Annotated in this window: 24 protein-coding genes; 10 read left to right on the top strand and 14 right to left on the bottom strand. The window is 40.5% G+C overall.

Annotated features, from left to right (window positions below):
- Window positions 1–79 precede the first annotated feature (79 nt).
- The gene (locus J2746_RS06770) at window positions 80–382 is read right to left on the bottom strand and encodes a Dabb family protein (protein WP_209618147.1); all 303 of its coding nucleotides are present in this window, start codon (window positions 380–382) and stop codon (window positions 80–82) included.
- A 123-nt stretch (window positions 383–505) separates the two neighbouring features.
- On the opposite strand from J2746_RS06770, the gene J2746_RS06765 reads away from it, so the two are divergent.
- From J2746_RS06765 to J2746_RS06755, 3 genes are read left to right on the top strand one after another with little or no spacing between them, the layout of a single operon-like run.
- Window positions 506–1,129: a magnesium transporter gene (locus J2746_RS06765; RefSeq protein WP_209618144.1), complete on the top strand. Its 624-nt coding sequence runs from the start codon at window positions 506–508 to the stop codon at window positions 1,127–1,129.
- Window positions 1,126–1,683, top strand: coding sequence for a magnesium transporter (locus J2746_RS06760; RefSeq protein WP_209618142.1), 558 nt, complete (start codon window positions 1,126–1,128; stop codon window positions 1,681–1,683). The genes J2746_RS06765 and J2746_RS06760 overlap by 4 nt, the downstream gene beginning before the upstream one ends.
- A gap of 60 nt (window positions 1,684–1,743) precedes the next feature.
- The gene (locus tag J2746_RS06755; protein ID WP_209618139.1) at window positions 1,744–2,955 is read left to right on the top strand and encodes a potassium channel family protein; all 1,212 of its coding nucleotides are present in this window, start codon (window positions 1,744–1,746) and stop codon (window positions 2,953–2,955) included.
- Between the two features lie 10 nt (window positions 2,956–2,965).
- On the opposite strand, the gene rpiA is transcribed toward J2746_RS06755, so the two are convergent.
- Both rpiA and aspS read right to left on the bottom strand, forming a co-directional pair.
- A complete protein-coding gene (rpiA, locus tag J2746_RS06750) occupies window positions 2,966–3,658 on the bottom strand; it encodes a ribose-5-phosphate isomerase RpiA (protein ID WP_209618136.1) in 693 nt (230 codons plus the stop codon).
- 23 nt (window positions 3,659–3,681) lie between these two features.
- Window positions 3,682–5,013, bottom strand: a complete 1,332-nt coding sequence (gene aspS, locus J2746_RS06745) for an aspartate--tRNA(Asn) ligase (protein ID WP_209618133.1) — start codon at window positions 5,011–5,013, stop codon at window positions 3,682–3,684.
- 257 nt (window positions 5,014–5,270) lie between these two features.
- Here aspS and J2746_RS06740 point away from each other — a divergent pair, with 257 nt between their 5' ends.
- On the top strand, window positions 5,271–5,636 hold the full coding sequence (locus J2746_RS06740) for a hypothetical protein (RefSeq protein WP_209618130.1): 366 nt from the start codon (window positions 5,271–5,273) through the stop codon (window positions 5,634–5,636).
- Window positions 5,617–5,877: a hypothetical protein gene (locus tag J2746_RS06735; RefSeq protein ID WP_209618127.1), complete on the top strand. Its 261-nt coding sequence runs from the start codon at window positions 5,617–5,619 to the stop codon at window positions 5,875–5,877. The genes J2746_RS06740 and J2746_RS06735 overlap by 20 nt, the downstream gene beginning before the upstream one ends.
- A 318-nt stretch (window positions 5,878–6,195) precedes the next feature.
- On the opposite strand, the gene gatD is transcribed toward J2746_RS06735, so the two are convergent.
- Entirely contained in the window at window positions 6,196–7,449 is a 1,254-nt protein-coding gene (gene gatD / locus J2746_RS06730) for a Glu-tRNA(Gln) amidotransferase subunit GatD (RefSeq protein WP_209618126.1), read from the bottom strand.
- A gap of 91 nt (window positions 7,450–7,540) precedes the next feature.
- A complete protein-coding gene (gene argH, locus J2746_RS06725) occupies window positions 7,541–9,022 on the bottom strand; it encodes an argininosuccinate lyase (RefSeq protein ID WP_209618123.1) in 1,482 nt (493 codons plus the stop codon).
- 258 nt (window positions 9,023–9,280) lie between these two features.
- Here argH and J2746_RS06720 point away from each other — a divergent pair, with 258 nt between their 5' ends.
- A complete protein-coding gene (locus J2746_RS06720; RefSeq protein ID WP_209618120.1) occupies window positions 9,281–9,757 on the top strand; it encodes a chemotaxis protein CheW in 477 nt (158 codons plus the stop codon).
- Between the two features lie 114 nt (window positions 9,758–9,871).
- The gene (gene budA / locus J2746_RS06715; protein WP_209618116.1) at window positions 9,872–10,711 is read left to right on the top strand and encodes an acetolactate decarboxylase; all 840 of its coding nucleotides are present in this window, start codon (window positions 9,872–9,874) and stop codon (window positions 10,709–10,711) included.
- Here the strand turns inward: budA and J2746_RS06710 are convergent.
- Window positions 10,651–12,624, bottom strand: coding sequence for a sensor histidine kinase (locus J2746_RS06710; protein ID WP_209618113.1), 1,974 nt, complete (start codon window positions 12,622–12,624; stop codon window positions 10,651–10,653). The genes budA and J2746_RS06710 overlap by 61 nt on opposite strands.
- Window positions 12,625–12,796: 172 nt before the next feature.
- On the opposite strand from J2746_RS06710, the gene J2746_RS06705 reads away from it, so the two are divergent.
- Entirely contained in the window at window positions 12,797–13,954 is a 1,158-nt protein-coding gene (locus J2746_RS06705; protein WP_209618383.1) for an LL-diaminopimelate aminotransferase, read from the top strand.
- Window positions 13,955–14,182: 228 nt separating this feature from the next.
- Complete coding sequence (locus tag J2746_RS06700) at window positions 14,183–14,578, top strand: DUF5658 family protein (RefSeq protein ID WP_209618110.1); 396 nt, start codon at window positions 14,183–14,185, stop codon at window positions 14,576–14,578.
- Here J2746_RS06700 and J2746_RS14960 read toward each other — a convergent pair.
- Both J2746_RS14960 and J2746_RS06690 read right to left on the bottom strand, forming a co-directional pair.
- The gene (locus J2746_RS14960) at window positions 14,546–15,583 is read right to left on the bottom strand and encodes a PhoU domain-containing protein (protein ID WP_342451812.1); all 1,038 of its coding nucleotides are present in this window, start codon (window positions 15,581–15,583) and stop codon (window positions 14,546–14,548) included. The two genes, J2746_RS06700 and J2746_RS14960, sit on opposite strands and share 33 nt — an antisense overlap.
- Window positions 15,584–15,625: 42 nt before the next feature.
- Window positions 15,626–16,732, bottom strand: coding sequence for a hypothetical protein (locus J2746_RS06690; protein WP_209618107.1), 1,107 nt, complete (start codon window positions 16,730–16,732; stop codon window positions 15,626–15,628).
- A 125-nt stretch (window positions 16,733–16,857) separates the two neighbouring features.
- Between J2746_RS06690 and J2746_RS06685 the strand changes: the two genes are divergently transcribed.
- The gene (locus J2746_RS06685; RefSeq protein ID WP_209618104.1) at window positions 16,858–17,532 is read left to right on the top strand and encodes an RAD55 family ATPase; all 675 of its coding nucleotides are present in this window, start codon (window positions 16,858–16,860) and stop codon (window positions 17,530–17,532) included.
- Between the two features lie 63 nt (window positions 17,533–17,595).
- Here the strand turns inward: J2746_RS06685 and J2746_RS06680 are convergent, their stop codons facing one another.
- From J2746_RS06680 to J2746_RS06655, 6 genes are all read right to left on the bottom strand, one after another.
- Complete coding sequence (locus J2746_RS06680) at window positions 17,596–18,954, bottom strand: type II secretion system F family protein (RefSeq protein WP_209618102.1); 1,359 nt, start codon at window positions 18,952–18,954, stop codon at window positions 17,596–17,598.
- Window positions 18,951–19,868 (bottom strand): type II secretion system F family protein, encoded by a 918-nt coding sequence (locus J2746_RS06675; RefSeq protein WP_209618098.1) that lies wholly within the window; start codon window positions 19,866–19,868, stop codon window positions 18,951–18,953. Before J2746_RS06675 ends, J2746_RS06680 begins: the two co-directional genes overlap by 4 nt.
- On the bottom strand, window positions 19,868–22,153 hold the full coding sequence (locus J2746_RS06670) for a type II/IV secretion system ATPase subunit (RefSeq protein WP_245250023.1): 2,286 nt from the start codon (window positions 22,151–22,153) through the stop codon (window positions 19,868–19,870). Before J2746_RS06670 ends, J2746_RS06675 begins: the two co-directional genes overlap by 1 nt.
- A 146-nt stretch (window positions 22,154–22,299) precedes the next feature.
- Window positions 22,300–23,235, bottom strand: coding sequence for a phosphate ABC transporter permease PstA (gene pstA / locus J2746_RS06665; RefSeq protein WP_245250022.1), 936 nt, complete (start codon window positions 23,233–23,235; stop codon window positions 22,300–22,302).
- On the bottom strand, window positions 23,232–24,146 hold the full coding sequence (gene pstC / locus J2746_RS06660; RefSeq protein WP_209618095.1) for a phosphate ABC transporter permease subunit PstC: 915 nt from the start codon (window positions 24,144–24,146) through the stop codon (window positions 23,232–23,234). Before pstC ends, pstA begins: the two co-directional genes overlap by 4 nt.
- An 80-nt stretch (window positions 24,147–24,226) precedes the next feature.
- Window positions 24,227–25,228 carry a PstS family phosphate ABC transporter substrate-binding protein gene (locus tag J2746_RS06655; protein WP_209618093.1) on the bottom strand — a complete coding sequence of 334 codons (1,002 nt, stop codon included), beginning with the start codon at window positions 25,226–25,228 and terminating at the stop codon, window positions 24,227–24,229.
- Between the last annotated feature and the right edge of the window lie 253 nt (window positions 25,229–25,481).

Below are 25,481 nucleotides of genomic sequence, written 5' to 3'. Positions count from 1 at the left end.
CGTATCTTTTGCCACTGATTTCTATGTATTCATAGCTGCACATCCACCTCAATAATAAAAAATAAAAAAATTTTAGTTATCAGACGAAATAATCCACAACTACCCTGTTATCATTGATCTTTCCTACAAATTCAGCAACCTTCAGGTGTTCAGGATGTATCTGGTACGTTTTGAAAGCTGCTTCAGTACTGAACTCCGAATAAAGCGTAACATCGTAGGCAGCATCTGAAGGAATAGCATTAATTCCTACTTCGATCATACCTATTTCAGGTATCTTAGCTTTTAGAGCCTCAAGTTTCTCTTTCATGAGTTTTGCATTCTCTTCCCTGGAGTTGCCTTCAGCACTTTCTTTCAATTTCCACATCACGATATGTTTTAACATGTTATTTCCTCGTTTCAGGAAATGCAAACATCAGTATTATGCTTAACTATGGGAAGCTAACTAATTCAAACTGATGAAAACTGCCTGATATATATAAATAATAACAAAGTAAAATAGGGCTTAATGCCTCATGATTCAAGTGACGAGGACGAAGACTATGAGATAGAAGTCGTCGAGGAATATATGGGAGATTACGGAAGTATCCGCTCCATAGTACGTGAAGCGTTGCCATTTGAACTCATGGCCACAATAGGAGGAGTTATATCCGGATTGATCCTTTCAGGCATGAGTGATGAACTCGCACTTATCCCCGGACTCATCGTCATAACTCCGGCCGTACTGGGCATGAGGGGGAATATCTCATGTACTCTGGGTTCACGCCTTGGAAGTGCCATACACATGGGCCTTATCACAAAAATCGACCGGAATCCGGAGTTGATAAATAATGTATCAGGCTCATTACTTTTAGGTATAATAATGTCTGTAATACTTGGCATGGCCGGGCATCTGATAACTATTGCACTTGGACTTGAAAGTGCAGGCATGTTGCGCCTTACTGCAATAGCAGTTCTTGCCGGTTTTTCATCCGGACTAATACTTTCAATAGTAGCTGTCTTACTGGCGCTTGGTATGTTCCGCTTCGGTTTTGATCCTGACAACGTGGTAACCCCTTCCATTGCCACCATAGGTGACATAGTATCAATGACAATGATCTTTCTGGCTGCAAAGGTGGTGCTCCTGATATGAGTTACTACACAGTGAACGGAATTTTAAAAAGAGGATTTCCAATACTCCTTGTCACTTCGATAATCGGTATATTTTCAGGCCAGATACTCAATATAGAGATTGAGAAACTGGTATCAATGCCTATCATACTTGTACTCATACCCGCACTTATCAAGATTGGCGGAGATACAGGAAGTATGCTTGGAGCCAGGCTTTCCTCATCATTCCATATGGGTCTTGGAAGTCATATTCACAGAAACCCTGTTGTCAGAAATAGTGTGATAGCTGCACTAATCGTAGGATTAAGTGCATGTGTATTTGTTGCCATAACAGTCTGGTTAGTTGGATTATTATTTAATATGGCAATAGCATTCCCGAAAATTCTGGCACTTTGCATGATAGCAGGCACTTTCGAACTCCTTGTCGTATTTTCGGCAACAATCGCCATAGCATTTGCATCACACAAATTCGGAGTAGATCCGGATGACACCGTGATTCCCCTGATAGCGACTTTTGGTGACCTGATAGGAGTTAGCGGAATATTCATCACAATGCAATTACTAAATCTAATGTAAAAAATGTAATAACTTCAAAAATAAAATATAGAATAAGAAGAGAATCAATGGTAGGAATATATGAGTCCCAAGGAAATAAAGTATAGTCCGCGCAATCTCAAAGACCTTTTGACCGAGATGAAGGATACATCTGAACTCATGGTGGACCTGGCTTACTCGTCAATGGTCTATGATGATGAAGATATTGCAGAAGAAGTCATCCGCCTTGAAGAAAGGATGGATACACTTGATTATCATATGAAAATAGCTGCAATGCTTAGCACAAGACGTGTTGAGGAAGCAGAGGAAATGTCAGGCGTACTTCAGGTAGCCCGCGCATCTGAAAATATTGCCAACGCAGCAGGCGACATTGCCCAGATCGTTATCAGGGATGTAGGTATACCCATGGAATTAAAACTGGCAATGAGGGAAGCCGAAGAAACAATTACAAGAGCAACAGTAAGCGAAGATTCTGAAATTGCAGGAAAGAACCTGGAAGATATAGAATTTGATACCGAATCCGGAATGTGGATAATTGCTATACGCCGCAATGATGAATGGATATACGATCCTGACCATTCTACCCGAATAAGACCGGACGATGTACTTTTTTCCAGAGGCCATGACGAAGGAGTACCTCTTTTCATGGAGCTTGTTACAAACAGAAAGTATGTACCAAGAACAGTAGAACATGAAAGGTTCCTAATCGATCTTGAAAGAGCTGTTGATATCATTGTTGAAATGAAGAATATGGGAGAACTTTCAGTAGGACTTGGATATTCAGCCGTGCTATTCAATAATGAGGACATTGCCCATGAAGTGAAAGCACTGGAATCTGAAATGGATGGTATGAAACACGAGCTCCAGCACTGGGTTCTTGAAACAGCAAAACATGTACCGGATGTTAATATTCTCAGAGGGCTGCTTCAGCTTGCTAACTCTGCAGAAGCAATTTCAGATGCAGCATACACTATTGCAGACACAGTTCTCAGAGATATTGATCTGCATCCGATAATTACAATGGCAGTAAGGGAATCAGATGAAGTAATCACCAAACTTGTAGTCCAGGACTGTTCACCTATTGTCGAGAAAACTTTCGGCCAGTTAAAAATGGAAACCGAAACCGGTGTTCATGTAATGGCTATCAAAAGAGAGGATAAATGGGTCTACAGACCGAATAAAAGAACTGTTGTAAAAGCGGGGGACATCCTCATAGCCAGAGGTTCACGCACCGGCGAAGAAGCATTGTTTGAGATGTGTGCCTGCCCGTTTGATGCTGAAAATGAATCCTGATCTTTTCAGATCAGGCCATTATTTCTACGGAACCGTCTTTCTTTCCGATGTAGACCTCATCCACATTGGTAAATATTCCGTGTTCCACAATTCCGGCAATCTGTGAGAGAAGTGCTGATGTTACCACAGGGTTCTCAATTACGCCAAGACTTGCATCAATAACGAAATTACCATTATCTGTTATTACGGGACCGTCCTTTCTTGCTGCAAGACGAAGCTCGGGCTTTCCACCTATCCTGCGTACCTGCTGTGAAACATATTCCTTTGCATACGGAAGTACTTCCAGAGGTACATAATGATTTAGCTGCTCACTATATTTTGATTCATCAGCAACAACAACAAAGCGTTCTGCTGAGCGTGAGACAACCTTCTCACGTGTGTGCGCTGCACCGCCGCCCTTGATAACATTAAGACCTGAGTCTATCTGATCTGCACCGTCAATGGCAATATCAAGATCGGGATGTTCTGCCAGTGATGTAAGCATGATTCCTGCCTGTATTGCAAGCATTTCTGACTGATATGATGTTACAACTGCAATGATGTCAAGACCTTCATCAACACGTCTGCCAAGCTCGGCTATTGTGTAGGCTGTGGTGGAGCCGGTACCAAGACCGACAACCATGCCATCCTGTACAAGGTCTGCTGCTGCGATTCCTGCAGCCTTTTTCTCAGGACTTTCTCCTGTTGGATTTCTTTCTTTCATGAATATCAATCCTGAAAAAAGAATTATGGGGAAAGTCTGCGCCTGTCCCTTGGGAAGAGTACGACATCACGGATGTTCTCAGTACCTAGCATAGTCATGACAAGCCTTTCACAACCTATACCCCATCCTGCATGTGGTGGCATACCGTATTTGAAAGCCTTAAGATAGAACTCGAATCCTTCTGGGTCAAGACCCTGTGATTCGATCCTCTCGATGAGAAGTTCTGGAATGTGGATACGCTGTGCACCGGATGAGAGTTCCATTGTCCTGTGCATCATGTCAAATCCTTTAGACAGGACCGGGTTATCCTCGTATGGCATCGCATAGAATGGCTTGATCTCTGTTGGCCAGTCAATGATAAAGTAATGCGATTCCCCTGTTTCCTTGAATACATATTCGCCAATTGTATGTTCAGCAGAAGTACCAAGGTCATCTCCCCAGTTAAGCATCTCATCTGTGTTTGCATTAACGATCTCGATTGCCTCGTCATAGGTGACTCTCTTGAATGGCACCTGTGGAACCTTAAGTTCAACATCAAGCACCGCAAGTGAATCAGATGCGTTCTCAATGACCTGCTCGTAGATGTAGGCCACCATTTCCTCAAGAACTTCCATTACATCGAAGTGATCACAGAAACTTGCCTCAATGTCAATGGATGTTGCTTCGTTGAGGTGTCTGCGGGTGTCGTGTTCCTCTGCCCTGAAAATAGGACCGATCTCAAATACCCTGTCAAGTCCACCGGCCATGAGTATCTGCTTGAAGAGCTGAGGACTCTGGTTAAGGAATGCTTCCCTGTCAAAGTATGTGATCGGGAAGAGTGATGTTCCACCCTCTGTTGCTGTTGCTACAACTTTTGGACTGGAAGTCTCAATGAAACCGTTGTCTGTAAGATAACTCCTGACTGCTCTTAGGACTTCATGCCTTATTCTGAAGATAGCAGTTGTTCTCTCACGTCTGAGGTCAATGAATCTTGAATCAAGACGTGTATCAAGTTCTGCTTCCACCTTTCCGGTTGTGTCCATTGGAAGTGGTGAGTCTGCTTCGTTTAGAAGTACGATATCATCCGGAATTACTTCAAAACCATTTGGAGCCTTACCTTCCGGTTTTACACTGCCTGTGACGGAAACCACGGATTCTCTGACAAGGGCTCTTGCCTTGTCCATAAGTTCCGGGTCTGTCTTCTTTTTAACAAGTGTGACCTGGGATTTCCCTGTACGATCCCTGACCACAACAAAACATATACCACCAAGGTCACGGACCTCGTGAACCCATCCTGCAACGGTAACTTTCTGGTCACCAAGTTCCTCGGGTTTGATCTGTGACGCATAGTGTGTCCTGAGATTTGCTAATGTCATAATATTCACCTGAGTATTGTATTAATATAATAGACTGATTTGCTTCAATAGCTAATTTATTCGTAATAAAGGTTGCCAAAAAGATGATTCATAAAATGTTTTACTATTAAAAGTGTAAAGACAATTAATTATTAAATATATCTAAGTGTTTGCTTAAATTTTATTGATTTTTTTATCTACGAAGTTATATTATACTTGCATATAAAAATAAGAGTGGAATTTTTTCGTGACTTGATTCACTGAAAGAAAAATCTAATGTGATTGAAACTCTTGGAACAGTCCCTGTGATCACTGATGATAAGGAAAAAGTTGAATGGTTAAATACACTTGTAAAATGCATGAAAGAATCAGAAGATGAACTCCATCTATATATGAAAGAAAAAGGTGGACCTTTGACTGGTTTCGGTATTAATTATGAAGGTTATCTTTTTATAGAGTTTGACGGAGATACGAAAGAATCAATTGATGAAGCTACAATTGAAGATTTATACAATATTATAGATACTGATGCAAAAGATATTGGAATAGATAAGCCCCCAGTTGTATTCAAAAAAGAAATAACTGTCCTCAATGCACGTACTGATGATATTGACCCTCTAATTGGTGGAATCGATCATCGATGAAATCCATGTAATCAATGAACAATGTGAAAAAGAAGGCATTGATGAAGTTCCAGTAGTTTTTGAATGGGAACACATAGTAGTAGATGAAGAACCGATTCCCCTTAATCTTGTTGAAAATACTGAAATGATAGATAATGATACTAAAGAAAATGAAGTAGAATCAAAAAAGGAAACACCTGCATTTACTTCATTAATGGTCTTTGTATGCTTGTTTTTCTTAATTATTATTGAGCGAAAATAATTGTTTCAAAAATAGAACATAACAAGCACAATAAAGTTCAAATGTTGATTACTGTGAATTTAAGCATTGTTTTGGTGAGGAAACTTACTAGGAAGTTAATGATTCAACCTTGAATATAGTAGCAATTCAAAACCGGGAAGAAATCCACGTTGTTTTTCTGTGGGGTTACAATACACTTCATGGGAAAAGTTGAAAATCTTGAGTATTAAGGAAAAACAGATGGGTTTTTCCATATCTTTTTCTTCTATGTCTAATATAGTAAGACGACATCTATAATTCTCTTCTTAACTGATTATACATGAAAAAATACTGGAACCTTTATTCAAGGCTCCTCTCATTGATCTCGCACCTGATATCCTGTTTTAGGATATCAACTGCATCATCATAATCCTGTATCTGACCAAGAGTCCACATCATCTTGACAAGTGCAACCTCAGGAAGCATATCCTCACCTTCAATTGCTCCCGCTTTTAAGATGTCTCTGCCTGTGTCATATACCCTGTCACATATCCTGCCGTTAAGACACTGGGAAGTAACGATGACCGGGATCTTCTGTGATGTTGCTCTCTCTATCTGTGGGACCCAGTCAGTGGATACGTGGCCAAGACCTGTTCCTTCAACAACGATTCCCTTGTAACCGGCATCGATGAAATAACCAAGAATATCAGGACTTGAACCCGGAGTGAATTTCACAAGGGCGCATTTTGGCTCCAGTGAATCCATAAGTGCCAGTTCCTTTTCATTCCTCTTTACGTAGGAAAGGTCAGTTATGATCTTGCCTGTGGAATAATCAACATAACCTATTGGCTCTGAATTAATTGACCTGAAAGCATCTCTTCTGGAAGTGTGCATCTTGCGTACCTTGGTTGCACGATGGATAGAACACTTTTCGTCTGATGTTTCACTGTGCATAACAACAGTCACTTCTGCTATGTCACTTACAGCAACCTTTGCAGCACAGATTGCGTTCACCGCATTGTCACTGCTTGGCCTGTCAGCACTTCTCTGGGAACCTACAAACACGATGGGTACAGGTGTATCTATCATAAATGACAGCGCAGCAGCGGAATACATCATGGTGTCTGTACCATGGGCAACAATAATACCGTCAGCACCGTTCTTTATCTCTTCAACAACAGCCCTTGCAAGCTCCTGCCAGTAGTCTGCCTTCATGTTCTCAGAAAGGATATTGTAGATAGCCTTTCCACTGAAATTTGCAATCTTTGTCAGTTCAGGAATTGCCTGCAGGATATCATCTGCTGAGAACTGGGAAGTTACAGCACCGGTCCTGTAATCTATTTTACTGGCAATTGTTCCTCCGGTTGAGAGGATGGATACCTTTGGAAGACCTTTTCTTGGTTTGAACTCAGCTTTTGACACAACTTTAGCAGAATCTTCCATATCAGCTTTCTTCTGTACTATAGTAACAGTGGCATCATCAGGTTTGATACCTGCGTTATAGCCACTGATCATCTTAACAACAATATGACCGGTTGTACTCGGCATTGCAATGCCTTCATATTCCACACCGGCTTTTTCGACCTTTATTCTGTCGCCCTCTTCATAATCCATGATCATCACTTGATTACCTGTAAGTCTGAGTCTGAATATTCGTTTCTAACTGTATGATAGGAATTGACTGTAATAACTATCCAAGGCTATCTCAGGCCTTTTTTCCTGTATAGTCCTCAACAATACCGTAAAGAATCTTCAATGATTCAACAATTCCACCGTTTAACTCTGAAATTGATGCTTTTGTGTCCTTAAGTTCTTCAAGACGGCTCTTTATTGCTTTTTCCATTTCAGAAGGTGCAGGACCACCTGTAATTGAACGCCTGTTGATATTAAGAACAGGATCAAGGGCTTCCTTTACCATTTCCTCTGTAAGACCTCTGGAACTTAATGTTTCCCCGATAACATCCCTTGCAACTGCATCAACATCAGTAAGTGTTGGGTTTCCATCGCCTCTTGCCAGCACACCAACTATCTGATGAGCTGTCCTGAATGGAATTCCACCGGCTCTAACCATTGTGTCTGCAAGTTCTGTTGCTGTTGTGAATCCAATAACTGACTTTTCAGCCATGCTTTCAGTATTCACTTTCATGGTAGCTACCATACCTTTTGTGATACGGACAGCACTTCTTGTGGTTTCAACTGCACGCCACATATTAGGTGTTGCTTCCTGAAGGTCACGGTTGTAGCTCAATGGAAGTGCCTTGCAAAGAGAAAGAAGAGCCATGAGTGAACCTATAACAGTACCAGCCTTTCCCCTGACAAGTTCAGCAGAATCAGGGTTCTTCTTCTGTGGCATTATTGATGATGTGGATGCATACATGTCATCAAGTTCGACAAAAGAGAATTCGGAACTTGACCAGATGATAATTTCCTCTGCCATCTTACTGAGGTTAACCATTATATTTGACATTGCAGAAACAGATTCAATCAAAAAGTCGCGGGTGCTTACAGCATCCATTGAGTTTCCAAGCAGTTCATCAAATCCCAGCAGGGAGCAGGTTCTTTCACGATTCAGATCAAAACCGGTTGATGCAAAAGCTGCTGAGCCCAGCGGGCATTTGTTAACTCTTGAGAATGTGCTGATTATACGTTCAATGTCCCTGCCAATAGCATCTGAATGTGCAACAAGGTGATGTGCAAATGTGGTTGGCTGCGCATGCTGGAGATGTGTAAAACCCGGCATGAGAGTTTCTGTGTTCTCTGAAGCGCGCTCAAGAAGAGCATATCTGAGACCTGAAAGCTCCTCCATTAAAGAGAGAAGTTCATCTCTGAGCCTTATACGAATACAGGTTGCAACCTCATCATTACGGGAGCGTCCGGAGTGCATTCTTCCTCCGGTATCCTCACCGACCATGTCTATAAGTCTTGACTCCAGTGAGATATGAATATCCTCATAACTGTGGTCCAGCTTTTCAATGCCTTCTTCCCTAATCTTCAGCAAGCCTGCCAGAATGCTGCTGCACTCGTTCTTTTTAATGATTCTCTGTTCATGCAGCATAACCGTGTGGGCCATGTCCACAAGGATATCAGCTTCAAATATCCATTTGTCAGCAGACATTGATGATGTAAAATTGATCATATCTTCATCAGGTGTTGAAGATAAGCGTCCTCTCCGTAAAATATCGCTCATGTGAACCTCTTTTGTAAAATACTAAAAACTAAAACTAATCCTGATTTTTAGCGTGGTATTGGTCTAAATACTTAAATAAGAATCGGTTTTTGGAAATCATTGGTGTGGATATTTCTAATGGAAATAGATGACACTTTAGATAATATTAAGAGAACACAAGAGAAGGTATTTATACTAACTGCAATATAATATTAATTGGAATAATTATGAATGGAATTTTTGTGCTAATAAAATTCCATTTTCACTGAGGTGAGACTTATGACCGATGCGAGTGAAAGTTACGCTGATAATATTGACGATGACCTTCATCAACTTGTTATTTTCAATCTGGGTGTGGAAGAGTTTGGTGTCAACATAATGCAGGTACAGGAAATTATCCGATTGCCTGATGTTACAAGAATACCAAGGTCTCCTGAATACGTAAAAGGTGTTATTAACCTGAGAGGGAAGATCATAGTTGTTATGGACCTCGACAAGCGTTTTGGAATGAACGAAACTGAGATGACAGATGAATCCAGAATTGTTGTTGTTGACATCAATGGAACAATAATAGGACTTGTTGTGGATTCTGTAAGTGAGGTTATTCGTCTGAAGGATTCTAACATAGAACAGACACCAGAGATAATCACACAAAAGATCAATGCCGAATACCTGAAGGGTGTCGGTAAGATGGATGAAAGGTTACTTATTCTTCTTAACCTTGAAAACATTATAACTGAAACGGCAGCATCATAAGAATGCATACCGTTCATCTTTTTTAATTGTGAACATTTTTTCAGGCTAGCAGTATCGGCGCCTGAGATCATTAACATTCAACTCAAGAGACATGGCCATGTAAGAGGGAAGCAAATGAAAAAAATTAGTATTTATTTTTTAGTTTTGGTTACCATAATATCATTTCTGACAGCAGGATGTATCAGTGAGCAAACAGAAAATATGAATTCCGCCGGAGATAATGTGAATGAAGTATCAACTTCAGAAACACAAATTGATACTATCTACCAGTTCTCAGTCATTGATGCACTTCTGGAAGGAGTATACGACGGAGAGATTAGTTGTGAAGAGCTGAAAGTGAAAGGGGATTTTGGCCTGGGTACATTTGACGACCTTGACGGAGAAATGCTGGAACTTGACGGAGTCATATACCAGGTAAAAGCTGACGGCAACGTTTACAAAGTTGATGACACAGAAACATCACCATTTGCAGCTGTTACATTCTTTGAAACAGATATCAAAGACAGCATAAACACAGAAATGAGCAATCAGGAATTAGCACCATATATTGAGGAACTTCTTCCAAGTAAGAACCTGATGTATGCTGTAAAGGTCACCGGGAATTTCACATACATGAAAACACGCAGTGTTGCTGCCCAGGAAGAGCCATATCCAAGGCTTGTTAATGTAACCAAAGATCAGTCTGTATTTGAGTTCAATGATACGGAAGGTACAATAGTAGGATACTGGATGCCTGAATACGTTGATGGTATAAATGTTCCCGGATATCACCTGCACTTTATAACAGCAGACAGGACAGCAGGAGGACACATACTTGACTACAGCATCAGTTCAGGAGTGATTGAAATTGACAGTTGTGATGGTTTCTACCTTGAACTGCCGGAAAATGAGAATTATCTGAGCACAGGTCTTTCAGTGGATACAGAAGGAGAACTTGAGGAAGCAGAGAATTGATTTTCCTGTTTCAATGGAAGGGATACGTGAACATCTGTTCCGGTCCCATTTTCACTTTCTATCCATATTTTGCCATTGTGGCTCTCTACTATTACTTTGCTGATGTAAAGACCAAGTCCGTTGCCGCCATAATTGCGTGTTGAGGAACTGTCAATCTGATGGAATTTTGTGAAAAGAGACGACATATCGTTTTCCGCAATACCAATACCAGTATCACCTATAACTACATGCACATCATTTTCCTCAGCAGTTACATAGATAGTAATACTGCCACCCTGTTTGGTGAACTTTATGGCGTTATCCAGTAAATTATGGAAAACCTGTGGCAGATATGTTCTGTCAGCCTTTACCAAACAGGAATTGCATGCTATTTCAGTCATTATTGACAGATCTTTCTCTTTAACGGAATCAGCAGAAATTTTTACTATTGTATTTAACATTGAAACAAGATCGATCTCTTCAAAATTGTACTTTACATTACCATTCTGATTGGTACTGACAAAAAGAAGAGAGTTGATCAGATTCTGTAATTTACGTGTTTTTACCACCACACGTTCGATAGCATTCATCTGTTCATCATTTAATTCACCAAGAGTACCATCATAAAGAAGCTCACTGAATCCTTTTATGGATGTTAGCGGAGTGTTAAGTTCATGTCGCAGATTGGAAAGGAATTCATCTTTGAGCTTATCAAGCGATTTTAGTTCCTCATAAGCCTTTTCAAGCTCCGATGTAGATCGTTTCAATGCTTCTTCTGTTTCTTTACGTTCGGTGATATCGCGTATATGACTTACAGCCATCATTACATCACCTTTGGTGTCATAGACCGGAAATATCCTGAAATCCCTTACTCTCTGATCAGCAGGATCCGTATGCTCAAATTCTTTCATGCTGCCGGTTGAGAATACTTCCTTTATCGGACAGGGTTCACACGGCATCAAAGTAGAACCCAGTGACTCACAAACCTCAGGGTGGGGGTTTTCAGGGTCATGAGGTGTAATACTGTCGCCTTTCCAGTTACTGGTAACTATCCTCATATCACGGTTTACAACAACAATAAGGTCCTGAAGTGCATTGAAAGTGCTAGTCAGAAGCTCTTTCTGGTTTTCCAGTTCTTCTTCAAAATTCTTGTTGGCAGTAATATCAGCTATAAGACCGATCCCACCTTCAATTTTGTTTCCTCTCCCACGCAAGGGAACATAATAGGACTTAAGATACTTTTCTTTGCCTGATATCCTGGCAGAATATTCATTCTCATAGAATGGACGCAAATCAGACGAAACACCTGCAAGTAATTTTACGAGTACATCATCGTTTACAAAATCAAATACTTCTGAACCCAGAACGTCATCTTTTTTTATCTGGAAAATGTTCATAAAACTTCTGTTGCAATGTGTAATGGTTCCTTTGCGATCAACAAAAATACCCAGAGGTGAAGCATCGAATATTAGCCTGTACCTTTTCTCGGAATCGAGCAGGGCCTCTTCCACTTTTTTTCTTTCGATTACCTTGCAGAGTCTGGAGCTCACCATATCAAGCAATCTTTGTTCACTGTTCAAAAAAGGGCCAATTTCATGAAGAGGTGGTTCTCCCCTATAAGAGATACGTAATGAGCCTCTTTTTGCACCATGTACATAGATGTCACTGGACAGGGTATCTCTATTCTTTTCATAACCTTTGGTATGGTATTCTTTCCCATCCATAGCTATACAAGCCTCCGCTAGCTCAGGATGCAGGAAAGCTACAGGTAACCTTTGGATGATACCTTTTAAAAGAGATTCAAGAGGTACATGCAGATCGAAAAGATCCGAGATACTATAAATCGCTTCAAGCTCTTGTTCTCTTTTTTTCAATATGTCCAGTTTTTCATCAGGGATAATAGTCCGCACCACATGAAGATTATTAATATACATTTGTATTATATATTTTTGGTATTAATAGATTTTGTTAAGATTGACCAGTCTCACAAAAAAGGAAGGGATTTTCCCAATACCATCATATTAAATAGATGGGGCACAATAGATGGAGTGCCAAAGCATAATAAATGCTATCTGGCAAAACACGCTTGAACTTACAGGTGAACAAATGTATTCTGACAGGATAAACTCATTGCCCCCATACTTATTTGCAACAATAGACGAATCAAAAGCAGCGATTAAGGCTAAGGGAGTAGACGTAATTGATCTTGGAGTTGGTGACCCTGACCAGCCAACACCTTCACATATCGTTGACTCCATGTGCGAAGCCGTAAAAAAACCGGAAACACACACATATCCATCATATACTGGAATGATGAGCTTCAGGGAGGCTGCTGCAGATTGGTGCAAAGAGAGTAGAGGACTTGAACTTGACCCTGCCTCTGAAGTACTCACAATGATCGGCTCAAAAGAAGGAGTTGCACACATACCTCTGGCATTTATCAATCCAGGAGATGTGGCACTCTGTCCAGACCCCGCATACCCGGTATACAAGATAGGAACCCAGTTTGCCGGCGGAGAGCCTCATATTATGCCTTTACTGGAAGAGAACAACTTCCTTCCGGACTTTGATGCAATACCAAAGGACAAACTTGAAAAAGCAAAGTTAATGTTCCTGAACTACCCGAACAACCCGACCTCAGCAATCGCTGATGAAAAGTTCTTCGAAGAGGTTGTACAGTTTGCAAAGGATAACGACATTGTAGTTGTTCATGATAATGCATATTCTGAAATGACCTACGATGGATACAAAGCACCAAGCTTCCTCAGCGTTGACGGCGCTATGGATATAGGAATTGAACTTTACTCACTCTCAAAGACCTACAACATGACAGGCTGGAGACTTGCATTTGCCGTTGGTAACAAGGATATAATCGCAGGAATAGGCAAGGTCAAATCCAATGTGGATTCAGGAGCTTTCGATGCAATCCAGATGGCAGGTATAACCGCACTTTCCAGTTCACAACAATGTGTCGCTGACATGAACACAATGTATGAGGAAAGAAGGGATGCACTCCTTAAAGGATTAAATGAGATAGGTCTTGATGTCAAGGCACCTAAAGCAACATTCTACGTATGGGCACCGGTTCCTGAAGGCTATGACTCCATGGGATTTGCAAAACTGCTTCTTGAGGAAGCAGGTATTGTAGCAACCCCTGGTGTAGGCTTTGGAACTTATGGTGAAGGTTATATCAGATTTGCACTGACCCGCTCCGTTGACAGGATAAACGAAGCTGTGGAAAGAATGAGCAAGTTGAATATCTGATATTCAACCTCTTTATTTTCTTTTTTGTTCTTTTGTTATTACTGCTTTTAAATTATCTATTGTTACATTGCTTTTTATTACTACAATTTATATAGTATATAGAAACATATAATTTTAATCTGCAATATATATTTTAGTTTTATTTATTACATTTTAAGAAAAATATGAACACAGCTGGCAGAATTATCTACATTCCACCAATATATATGAGCAAGCTTCTACGGAACTATGCTCTCAAAAAATGTTAAGAAAGGGTTGTTCAACACAGAAGCGATTTACGAATTCCTTTACGAGGCCAGATTTATCATATTACTTTATATAGTCGGAGATTTCCTTACAACATTCCATGCACTGAGCAACGGATACGGATTTGAGGAAAATGGATTTCTTTCAAGTATAATGGCAACTTATGGACTATGGTCCCTGCTGGTTGTCAAAATGCTGATATTACTGATAGTCTACTGGAACTACTGTTCCATCAAAGCATCAGTTCACTCATATGCCAGGAAACTCTGGAATATTTCAAAGACAGGAGTCAGCATTTTCGGACTTGTGCTTGTGATCAACAATCTGATGGTTATCACCTTCAGATCAAGCCTGTTCGAGAGCCTGGGCTTCCTCTGAAAATGATTGTTTGATATGAGTTGCCTTCATATTGATGACCATTTCAGCTATATCCGCACTGTATTCGGATATACGCTGGAAACTCTCTATTATTTTTCTCTGTCGTTCTCTTGGAAGACAATATGCATTATCACTATGCTCCGACTGCTGGATTATCTTGTTTCCAAGTGAAATTGCAAGTTTAGAGGTTCTCATCACATGATTGGCAAGATCGGTATCTATGTCAACTACTGATCTGAATGATTCCTGGAACAGTTTCTGGGAAAGCAGGCCCATTTCAATAATATCATCATTGTTCCCTTTTTCACCATCCATCTGGATCACACTGTGAGAGATTCCCTGCACATGATCACCAATACGTTCCATGAGTTTAATGATAAGACGATAACCGAGGCAATCCTTGGAATCCTTTATACCGATCTTACCCGCAAGTGTGGAATCATCCAGTGCGGCCTTTATCTGCCTGACACTTAAAAGATAGAACTTATCAACATCATTGTCCCTCTGGATAATATCCTTTGCAAGTTCAACATCAGACTCCCTTAATGCCACAACGGAATCCTCCATCATGGAGAAAATGATACGGAACATACTCTGAAGCGACTTCTCAAGAGAAATGTCCTGAAAGTTCAACAGATTCTGAAGTGTGATCTCTGTCCTGGTCTCTTCTACAATTTCAATACCAATAAGACGTCTTCGGGCAGATTCCTTCAGATATTTGCGTTCTGCGGCAGAAAATCCTCCCGGAGAAATAATCCTAATGATATCATAACCAACAAGATAATTAGCAACAAGTAACCTGAAATTCTCTTCCTGGTCCTCAGATGCTATCATATCGATCTTTGAACGAACATTCTTTTTCAGTTTGCTCTGATCAGAAGTTATAAGCAGCGACCTGTCAGGTCTTACTGTGAGAAGTACTGTGTCACCTGCAGTAAGTCCGCCTTCCCTTACCCATCCAATGGGAAGGGAAACAATATAGGTAGAACCACCTGTTAGCTGGATCTTTCTTTTATCTGATATGTGAATCCTTCCTTTAAATTATTCTTACAGAATTGTTATGTTACCTGAAACCTCACTTAGTCTGGAGGTCATACCATCATCGTCTGTGAGCTTAAGGTCAATAGTCAGGTTAGAAAGTGATGTTTCATCGTACCTTACAACCATTCCTGAAAGATTATACTGGTCAGAACCTTGCCATACAGTCCATTTGTAACCTGTAATGAAACCATCTGAGTCTATGGAATCCGAAGCATCAAGTATAAGGTACTCATCGGTGATACTTCCATTTCCACTGGGTAGATACTCCACCCTGAACTGAACATCTGCCAATGGCATTGGAGGAGTGAAAACTTCTCTGAAAACGTTAATGTATGAAGTAATAAGTTCAACCCTGACAGGGTCATTTTCAAAAGGCTTATTGACGGGATATGGTGGGAAATTCAGTGAATAAGTAATATTGTACTTTGTAGTATTAATGAGATGTCCACCTGAATCCGTGCCGATAAAAGTGATCTGACGGTTTTCGTCATCAATTGTTACGTTACCGCTTTTTATACAATTTGTTCCGTTTATATAGGTAAGATTAAAATTATACGGATAATCACCATAAGCATCCTGGGGATGTTTTTCAAGAGAATATGCAAAATCCTGACTGTTGTTTGTCCATGCAGAAGTGTCAATAGTTTCAGTTCCCTGAATATCTATATCAGAAAAATTCAAATGGACGTTTTTGCTTTTAGTGGCAGGAATCTTTAACTTGTGATTTGCATTATAAACTGCAGGGTAGTCATTATAAGTGTCAAAATCACCTGAAATATCAGCTTCATAGGCGCGGTAATAACGGAAATAACCGTCATTGATCCTTATTGCTGAAATGTATGAATCCTGTGTGTTTAAATTAAGAATTTTCAGGTCAATGGATTCCCAGTTTGAACCATCCCCAACTGGATCAATGGAAACTATTTTGAGTTTCTCGTTCTCAACAGCTGCCTTATGACTTTCAAGATCCATAGCCTGTTTCTCCGTAGTGGATATGATAAAAGCAACACTTGTGGCAGCGATTATCGTAATAAGTATCAGTAACAGGGTTCCAAACACAACAGTGACCCCACGTTCATTTCGTATGAATGATATTGTATCGTTGCCAGCCATCCCTGTTGAGAAGTGCATTAGCGATTATATACTTTATTTCTATAATATATATAGCCCTCAATATTCTATAGATTGAGCGATTTTATTCCAAAATGATTTAAACAATGATTCCTTTTAGTGATTTGATGGTGCTGACTAGCTTCGGTTTAAAAAACGTACCTTCCAATGTGGTACTATTGATTGAAGAAGACATTGGAGATGTGAAAAGCGTCTTCTTCCGCAAGATCAGTTCCGATGCACTGAAACTCGGAAAGAAGGTTCACTATATTTCCACAAGGAATTCCGAAAAGGACATAATAGAAGAACTAAACAAATTCGGTATAAAGGACCATCCTAAAGAACTGAACATCATCGGTAATTTTTCAAATCCTGTATCCTTACTTGACATGTGTTACAGAAGACATAAGCTGACCAGTCGCCTCTATGGAAAGGATGCTGGTCCTTTGCACAACATAACAGATGCTGATGTCTGTATAATAGACATGTTCTCCTCACTTTTCATCCATGAGGAGATAGAGGTCATCTCTGAGACTATCGAAGCTCTGGCAAATATCAGCAGAGAAGAAAATATAACATTTCTGCTCTCGGCAGATATCGGCATTCTTCCGGATAGAGCGGAGAAAATAATAAGATCCATGGTTGATGGTGTCATCCAGTTCAAGACCGAGTATGCCGGTGGCAAAATCAATCGTTTTATCAATATCCCGAAGATGAAAGGAAGTATCCCTCTGAACAAGATGATAGCATATAACGTCACAAGTCAGGGAATTACAATGGATACAAGAGAAAGGGTTGGCTAATCTTTTACATTTATTTGTACTTAAAATCCTTTTAGGATGGACAAGCACTTCCAAAGAAAGTGCTTAATCATCAAATCCTTTAACTATTATTGTAGCTGTTCCTTTTGATTCACCTGCAGTTGCAGTGACAATATATGTACCATCTTCTGAACCAGGGATTGGCGTCACTGCCATGGTGCCATCATCTTCCGTCATGGAACTTGTTATTGTTCCAGAAGGATTTATTGATAATTTCACGAATGTATTTGCAGCAGGATTACCATCCATATCAGTAACATTGAATACAATTGGATCCTGTAATGGAATACCACCCATTACTTCCTGACCATCACCTGAAATTACATTTATCATGTAAGAACCGCCTGCACCTGCCGGTAACAGAAGTGTAACACATGCAACATAGCTCAAGGCTATCAATATTGCAGAATGTTTGAAGCCATGTTTCATCTCACCTTCTGTGATCAATCCCACAATAAGACCACCAAACAGGGCATTCAGTATTATCATATGGAAAAAGCCACGCTCGAAATCTATATCAGAAAGACCTGCACCGCCAAGCATTTCCATACCAACACCTTGAATAAGAGGCAATAGAGAGGTTGAAAGGATATATGTAAGCATTATAATGATACCCTGTGCAAGGTAAAATATAACAATGTACTGTTTCAGATTTGCTTCCTTTTCTCTCTGAATTGCTATAACAGACCTCATGTCCTCAGAGGTTCGAAAGAGAAGGTCTGCAACATTTCCACCCGTATAAGCAGCCTGAACAACTACATCAATATATCTTGCCACAAGACGACTTTTCATGGATTCTGACATTTTATGCATGGATTCATCGAATGATCTACCCAGCACCATTGAAGAAGCTGCATCCTGTGCATGACTGCTGATAGCACCAAGATTGGTCTTTGAAAGGTTGATGAATCCCTTTACCGGGTCAATACCTCCCCTCATCAGTTCTGATAGCTTGTAAAGGAACTCACTGAAGGCTACCTCTCTTTTTTGCAATTTTTTCTTTTCAAGGAAAGAATCTAGAGAATAAGGGATTATAGCTACCAGTATAGCAAAGACCATTATGTGATCCAGATCATCTTTTGGTTGTTCTTCATCAGGTTCCGGTTCAACCTCCTCTTTTTCTGCAGGAATCACCTCACCCCTTTCTGCTGCTTCTGCAGCTTCCATCTCGGCCACCAGGGCCTCATATGCAGCTTTTCTTGCAGCATCTTCATCACTTACAGCCACACCTGCCGCTGCTTCATCAGTGACAAATGAATGGCCTGTGAGAACCGCTGTAAGCAGTATCATGAATGCAATAAATACAGGTATACCCAACGTCAGATACTCACGTTTTACATCATAACGTAACGTTAGTATCTGAATATAGCGTTCTATCTGCAAACGATATTTTTCAATATTCATAGAGTGCTCCTTGAATATTTCATCCAGAGTAAAAGCAGAAAAATAATGTTAATAAAAGGTAACATGAAGTAAACAAAGAACTGGAACATCTGTTTGGCTGTAAAAGGACCAAGATCAATTCCAAGAGCACTTGTGACTACAATCATCAGGACAACAAGTACAACACTCATCACTACACCACTTAGATAACCTTCACCGTACACTCCAAGAGAATCCACGAACTCCTGTTGCATCTTTCGCCTCATGTCCATAAGTTCATGTGATTTCATTTCAAGATAGGTACGTAAGCCCCCACCGGACTGCATTGCATTGGCCAGATCAATGCATATAGCTCTTAGCGATTCTGAGGACGTGTTCCGTATAAGATGATTCATGGCACTTACACCGTCCTCACCCAGTACATCCACGCGGTACATTACCTTACCAAATTCAACTGAAACGTCACCATAATCCTCAATTGCAACTTTCCTGATAACATCCATAGGTGAAGAACCTGAGCTTGCAAGTATGGTCATGTATCCTAATGTGAATGGGAGTTCCTGTTCTATGTTCATGTTCTTGTTTGAGACCTTATTGTAAAGCATGAAAGGAAAACCACTTACTGTCAGGCCGAATGTGAGAAATGTCAGCACGGATATGTAGACAAGTGGGGATGATGAGTTTTGGAAAAGCAATACCGACAATACAAATATAATTCCAGAAGCAATAGCTGCAGTAACAAGAGCCAGCGACATGAACATTCCTGGAGTTAATACCATGTCGGCCTGGTAAAGGGATTTAGCAATATCATCCTGGGGTTTTTTATCTATGTGTTTACCAAATACATAGCAGAACATTTTATACTTCTCAACATACTTGTTGGTCGTACCATCATTGAAAGCCTGATGGACATCAACATCCTGGTTTTTGACCATTAATGATCCATCTCCGCCATTTCATCTTTTTCTCTTGAATACCTCCTGATAGCTCTGGCAACTTCCTCATATTCAGTTATACCGCCATTAGCAAGGGATTCAAGATACTTTGCCCTCATACCCATTTCCTTGACAAGTTCCATCTGATCTATACCAAATTCATCATTGATGGCATCAAACATGGCACTGCTACCACTGTATTCGTATTCATCAGTAACAGGGTTCCATTTGAACACAGGATTGGTGATCAAGTCTCCACGTTCGGAATCCAGCTCCACAATCTCCACAATCCTGAGTGCGCGTCTGAGGAAATGTTCTCCAACTTTGATCATGGAATTGAAGATGACCATATCCACACTGGCAAAAAGATTCCTTGGCACGTTCATTGGCTCAGACTCGACCCTCGAGAGAAGTTCATGAATTGAACCTGCATGGATAGTTCCCATACAAGGGTGACCTACAGAAATAGCCTGGAAAAGCGTACCTGCTTCAGCACCACGAACCTCACCAACTACTATATATTCGGGTCTTTGTCTCAAAGCAGCTTTCAGCAGGTCGAAAAGTTCGATGTCACCTGCAGATTTTCCACTTTCGCCGCCACCAAAACCAGCTCTTGTGATGGATTGAGTCCAGTTCGGATGCATGAGGTTCATTTCAGCAGTATCTTCAATGGATACAATTTTGTATTCCGGTGGGATGAAAGCACCAAGAGCGTTTAAGGTTGTAGTTTTTCCTGATGCTGTTCCTCCGGCTGCAAGAACTGATCTTTTATACTCTATCATAAGCCAGAAGTATGCAAGAACCATAGAATCATAGGTCTTGTAGTTCATAAGGTCTATACATGAGACCGGATTGGATCTGAAACGCCTTATGGTGAATGTGGAACCTCTTTTAGTGACCTCTTTTCCAAGTGTAAGGTTTGCACGGCTACCATCAACCAGAGTTGCATCCCTGATAGGCTCAAGTACGGAAATATGTCTGCCTGCTGCCTGTGCCATCCTCATGACAAAATTGTTGAGTTCGATCTCTTCATAGATAACATCCGTTGCAACTGAACCGTAAACCCTGTGGTTTACATAAAGTGGAGTATAAGGACCGTTACAGGTAATATCCTCTATATATGGGTCTTTCATCAGGAGATCCATCCTGTCAAAACCCATGTACTTTTTATGAAGATAATAGAAGAATTTGTCTTTCTGGGTTTCACTGAGTTTCAGACGATAAATGTCCACGATAAGGTCAAACCTATCTCTCAAAGCCTCAACACGATCTTCCTCTTCTACCAGAAGGATCTCAGAGTGGGCCATTTTGTCAAAAGCGTTCTTGATGATAAAAAGTGCTTCCTCTTCGGATTCACTTAGAGGAGGTTCAAGGCATGTGTATTGAAGAGACTCTCCGTCAAACTCGATATGAACATACTGAGTTCCGGGAGTTACTTCATAGGTTATGTTAACTTCCTTTTGAGGAACTCCGGGAGCAGGAACTGAGAGTTCGCCAACAGTGAAATCTGCCTCTTCGATAGTTTCGGGAGCAGGGGTTATTATTTTTTCAATCTTTTTAAGAATCAAAGAAATAGATGAATCATTCACAACCTCCTCTTCCTGCCCATTTATAGAAACAGCCTCATTAAGGTCTGTTTCCTCTAAGAGGTCGTTCTTTTTCTTTCTAAAACTGAATCTTTTTGTTTTTTTGTTGTGGTTATGTTCCTGCTCAGAAATGCCATTATCAGGTTTTTTCTTTTTTCTTATACCAGAAAGTATTCCCTTCTTCTTTTTCTTATCCCCATCGGAAATCACCGTAGCAGGCATTTCCTGCATGTCAATGTTTTCATCCGGCAAGTTTTCAGCAGGTTTTGGAACAATTCCTTCCTGAGGGGAAACATCCTCATTAAAATCTGTTTCCTCTGAGAAGTTGTTCATTTTCTTTCTTAAACTGAATCTTTTTGTTTTTGCTTTTTTGTTATGGTCATGTTCCTGTTCAGAAATGCCATTATCAGGTTTTTTCTTTTTTCTTATACCAGAAAGTATTCCCTTCTTCTTTTTCTTATCCCCATCGGAAATCACCGTAGCAGGCATTTCCTGAATTCCAATCCGTTCATCCAGTAAGTTTTCAGCAGATTCCGGAACATTTCCTTCCTGAGGGGGAACATTATACTCAAAATCAGCTTCAGTGTTCGTACCAACCATTTGACTGTAGCTAGCAGAATACACAGACATATACTTATTCTCAAGGAAATATATAGATGGACGTGAAGTATAGAGCAAGGTTCTTGCAGATATGTTCATTTATGTGCACACCGGCTATGTGAGTAAGGTTTTTGGTTTTTATTTGTGGAAGTACAATAAAAAAATGGAGTTCACTAACAGCGAACTCCCTCCTTATGTAGTTTCAGATTTATGTTAATTATCGGTTCAGACTACAACCTGGAAGTTTAACCAATTCTGTGCCTCCAAACAATCAGTCTTGTAACAACATTTATTACCATGACAATTACAATAAGCACAAAAGCTGCAGCAAAACCTTCGGATGGAGAAACCAGATTAGGGAATTGATAAGCATGGTATATGTTTATAGGCAATGTCCCTACTAAATCCTGGAAAGGATAGACTTTTATGCCAAATACTAATTTTTCACTTGAAGCAACTTTAAACTCTGGTAAGAACTGACTATATCCTGCAGTAAGTATAACGACAGCGGATTCACCTGCTGCTCTGCCCGCACTGAGAATAATGCCCGTAATAATACCGGATAGTGCATAAGGTATTGTTACTTTGCTTATTGTTTCCCATTTATTAGCTCCAAGTGCGTAGCTTGCCTCTTCAATATCACTAGGAACTGTATCCAATGCTTCTTCTGCAGCTCGCTCTATAACTGGTAGTATTAAAATAGATAAAGCAATAGAACCAGTCATAAGGGAAAAACCACCTGTAAAAAAACCGGTGTAAAATACGAGGAACATAAGTCCGAAAATACCCAGAACTATCGAAGGAGTGCCTGCCAATACATCTATCATAAAACTGAAAGATCTTACCAAAAACCCATCTTTTGAATATTTTTTCAGGTATATCGCAGTGCCCACAGCAAAAGGTGTAGCAAGCATTGTCGAAATTGTTGCAATTAAAAAAGTTCCCACAACAGCATTTGCGATACCGCCACCAAAACCCTTTGTTTTTGATTCAGGAGTTAGCAGGAAATAAGGCGTCAGGCTTGGAATGGCCTCGATGGCTATTTTGCCAATTATCAAAATCAGAATAAGTACTGTAATTGTTGCTGCAACATAGGATATTCCTTCAAATATCATACATGTCACATTTCTGGAGTTGAATTTTTTTTTCGACATCATGCATTCCGTTAACTTGAAGCTCATTTTCTACCTCCAAGGCTTCTTGCGATACCAACAAATACCATTTCAATTGCAAACAGGACAACCGCTATACCAAAAAGCGCACTTCGGGGCCCTTCATCGGCAACATAGAATCCAATATCAGTCAATATCTTTGAAGTCATTGCATACCCGGTTTCCAGCAAAGAAGAGGGCATTCTCTGACTGGTGCCCAGTAGCATGACAATTGCCATGGTCTCACCCATAGCGCGCATGGTCCCAAGAGTGATGGCTGCCAGTATGCCTTTTGAAGCAACCGGGAGAACTACTCTTCGGATGGTTTCCCAATGTGTTGCACCCATGGCAAAAGATGCTTCTCTATAGTGACGGGAGACAGATCGTAGTGAGTCCTCAGATATTGCGGTAACCGTGGGCAGGATCATTATTGAAAGAACAGTGGAAGCAAGCAGTACACCACTACCAGTATTTGGATTTACATTTTCAAAAAGGGGAAGAAAACCAAGTGTGGAACTGAGAAAATGATTTACATAATCCTGATATATATTTTCAAGTACGTAAAGTCCGAATATACCATATATGACCGATGGGATACCTACAAGTAATTCTATCATCGGTCGAACTTTTCTTGCTACATTTTCCGAAGCATATTCTGCAAGAAAGATCGCTGTGAACAAACTAAGTGGAACTGCAATAAAAAGAGTGACTATCGTTACCAGTGCAGTGCCATAGATAAAAGTACCTATGCCATATACCTCTTTGCTATAATTCCATTCAGTGCCAGTAATGAAATTGATTATTCCCTGACTTTGAAAGACAGGAAGGGCAGTATAGACCAAAAATCCCACAAAGAACAAAGCTATTAACGCTGTTGCACTTGCACAGGTAAAAAAGAACAAATGCGGAAGCTTCAATTGAATTTTACTATAATCCGTCATCTTCTATTCCATCACTTAAACGTTTTAAAAAAAAAAGGTCTGTACCTGTTATTTCAGGTGCAGACCGAGTTGTTTGAAATTTACATGAATTCTACTGCTGCGTAGTATCCAGTTTCGTGGTAGATGTCCTTGGAACCTGGGGACAGTGCGAAGTCAATGAATGATTTCTGCAGTGAACTTGGGTTTCCGTTGGTAAGGTAGTTGAGAGGTCTCTTAAGAGGGTAGTCCTGAGTGCCCTGGAGAGTCTCGAGGATGATTGTGTCACCGTCACCGTTGACATCATATGATGTTCCATCATGTTCAAGGTTGAGGATTGTTACACCGGAAGCACCGTCTGCAAATCCATAGTCTACAAATCCGAGTGAGTCAGGAGTGTCCTGTACCTTTTCAAGTACACCCTGGTTACCTTCTCCACCATCTACACCGGAAGCGATTGCGTCAATGGACTTTTCGGCACCACCTGTGATGAATTTTGCGAAGGTTTCTTCGGTACCGCTCTTGTCAGCTCTGTCGAAGATTGTGTAGTTTGTTGCTGCTGCACTTTCTGTCAAGTATCCGCCTGTAACAGTAAGACCTGCTGTACCGTCCCCGTTAGCAGCTGTGTATATGTCTGAAAGGTTTGCAGCTGTGACTACTGCACCAGTAAGACCACCAGAGTTGTCGTTGACAATGACTACTACACCACTGCCACCGATTGTGAATTTCTGGAGTTCAGGGTAGTCGTTTACTGTGTCTACATCCTTGGATGCTGCACCGATGTCAACGTATCCCATCTTTGCGCCTGTGATACCTGCACCTGAGCCACCGCCCTGTACTGTTACCTTGACACCTGGGTTTTTGTCCATGTATGCTTCTGCGAGAAGTTCAGATACTGGCTGTACTGTTGAGCTACCTGCAATTACAAGTTCCATTGAAGCGGAACCTGCTGCGTCGCCTGCACTTGCCTGTTCGGAAACGTCACCTGAGAATGATCCTAAAATTGTACCTACAGCTGCTGCGCCTGCGATTGCGACCACTACTAAAACGAGGGTTGCAACGATAGGTGAAACACCAGCTTCGTCGTTGAAAATTTTCTTAAACATATTTATCGTACACCAATTTATTTTATGTTCCTATTTGTGAGCGGGTTTTAATCGCTCTGGCACCTAATTGGCATGTGGATATATAATACTTATACAAATCATGTATATAGACCAATAAACCATATAGAATTACAATATCTCTATATACTAGTGCATATACAACAATGAATTTTTGCTTAAATAAAACATGCGAACTTATACATATTTTAGTATAAGAAAGAATAAATAAACAATGTCTAATTATGAAATGAAC

This window comes from Methanolobus bombayensis (assembly GCF_017873415.1).
GTDB classification, from domain to species: Archaea; Halobacteriota; Methanosarcinia; order Methanosarcinales; family Methanosarcinaceae; genus Methanolobus; species Methanolobus bombayensis.
Note: the sequence above shows the minus strand (reverse complement) of the source record. Positions and strands in the feature narration are given on the sequence as shown.

Coding starts and splice junctions, on each gene's coding strand:
- aspS (WP_209618133.1), bottom strand. CDS start 5,013: ATGACATTAGCAAATCTCAGGACACACTATGCGTCACAGATCAAACCC.
- pstC (WP_209618095.1), bottom strand. CDS start 24,146: ATGACGGATTATAGTAAAATTCAATTGAAGCTTCCGCATTTGTTCTTT.
- J2746_RS06675 (WP_209618098.1), bottom strand. CDS start 19,868: ATGGTCAAAAACCAGGATGTTGATGTCCATCAGGCTTTCAATGATGGT.
- argH (WP_209618123.1), bottom strand. CDS start 9,022: ATGAGCGATATTTTACGGAGAGGACGCTTATCTTCAACACCTGATGAA.
- J2746_RS06765 (WP_209618144.1), top strand. CDS start 506: ATGCCTCATGATTCAAGTGACGAGGACGAAGACTATGAGATAGAAGTC.
- gatD (WP_209618126.1), bottom strand. CDS start 7,449: ATGGATTATGAAGAGGGCGACAGAATAAAGGTCGAAAAAGCCGGTGTG.
- J2746_RS06680 (WP_209618102.1), bottom strand. CDS start 18,954: ATGAATATTGAAAAATATCGTTTGCAGATAGAACGCTATATTCAGATA.
- J2746_RS06755 (WP_209618139.1), top strand. CDS start 1,744: ATGAGTCCCAAGGAAATAAAGTATAGTCCGCGCAATCTCAAAGACCTT.
- J2746_RS06685 (WP_209618104.1), top strand. CDS start 16,858: ATGGTGCTGACTAGCTTCGGTTTAAAAAACGTACCTTCCAATGTGGTA.
- pstA (WP_245250022.1), bottom strand. CDS start 23,235: ATGAGCTTCAAGTTAACGGAATGCATGATGTCGAAAAAAAAATTCAAC.
- J2746_RS06655 (WP_209618093.1), bottom strand. CDS start 25,228: ATGTTTAAGAAAATTTTCAACGACGAAGCTGGTGTTTCACCTATCGTT.
- J2746_RS06770 (WP_209618147.1), bottom strand. CDS start 382: ATGTTAAAACATATCGTGATGTGGAAATTGAAAGAAAGTGCTGAAGGC.
- J2746_RS06720 (WP_209618120.1), top strand. CDS start 9,281: ATGACCGATGCGAGTGAAAGTTACGCTGATAATATTGACGATGACCTT.
- J2746_RS06700 (WP_209618110.1), top strand. CDS start 14,183: ATGCTCTCAAAAAATGTTAAGAAAGGGTTGTTCAACACAGAAGCGATT.
- J2746_RS06690 (WP_209618107.1), bottom strand. CDS start 16,732: ATGGCTGGCAACGATACAATATCATTCATACGAAATGAACGTGGGGTC.
- budA (WP_209618116.1), top strand. CDS start 9,872: ATGAAAAAAATTAGTATTTATTTTTTAGTTTTGGTTACCATAATATCA.
- J2746_RS06760 (WP_209618142.1), top strand. CDS start 1,126: ATGAGTTACTACACAGTGAACGGAATTTTAAAAAGAGGATTTCCAATA.
- J2746_RS06705 (WP_209618383.1), top strand. CDS start 12,797: ATGTATTCTGACAGGATAAACTCATTGCCCCCATACTTATTTGCAACA.
- J2746_RS06670 (WP_245250023.1), bottom strand. CDS start 22,153: ATGAACATATCTGCAAGAACCTTGCTCTATACTTCACGTCCATCTATA.
- rpiA (WP_209618136.1), bottom strand. CDS start 3,658: ATGAAAGAAAGAAATCCAACAGGAGAAAGTCCTGAGAAAAAGGCTGCA.
- J2746_RS06710 (WP_209618113.1), bottom strand. CDS start 12,624: ATGTATATTAATAATCTTCATGTGGTGCGGACTATTATCCCTGATGAA.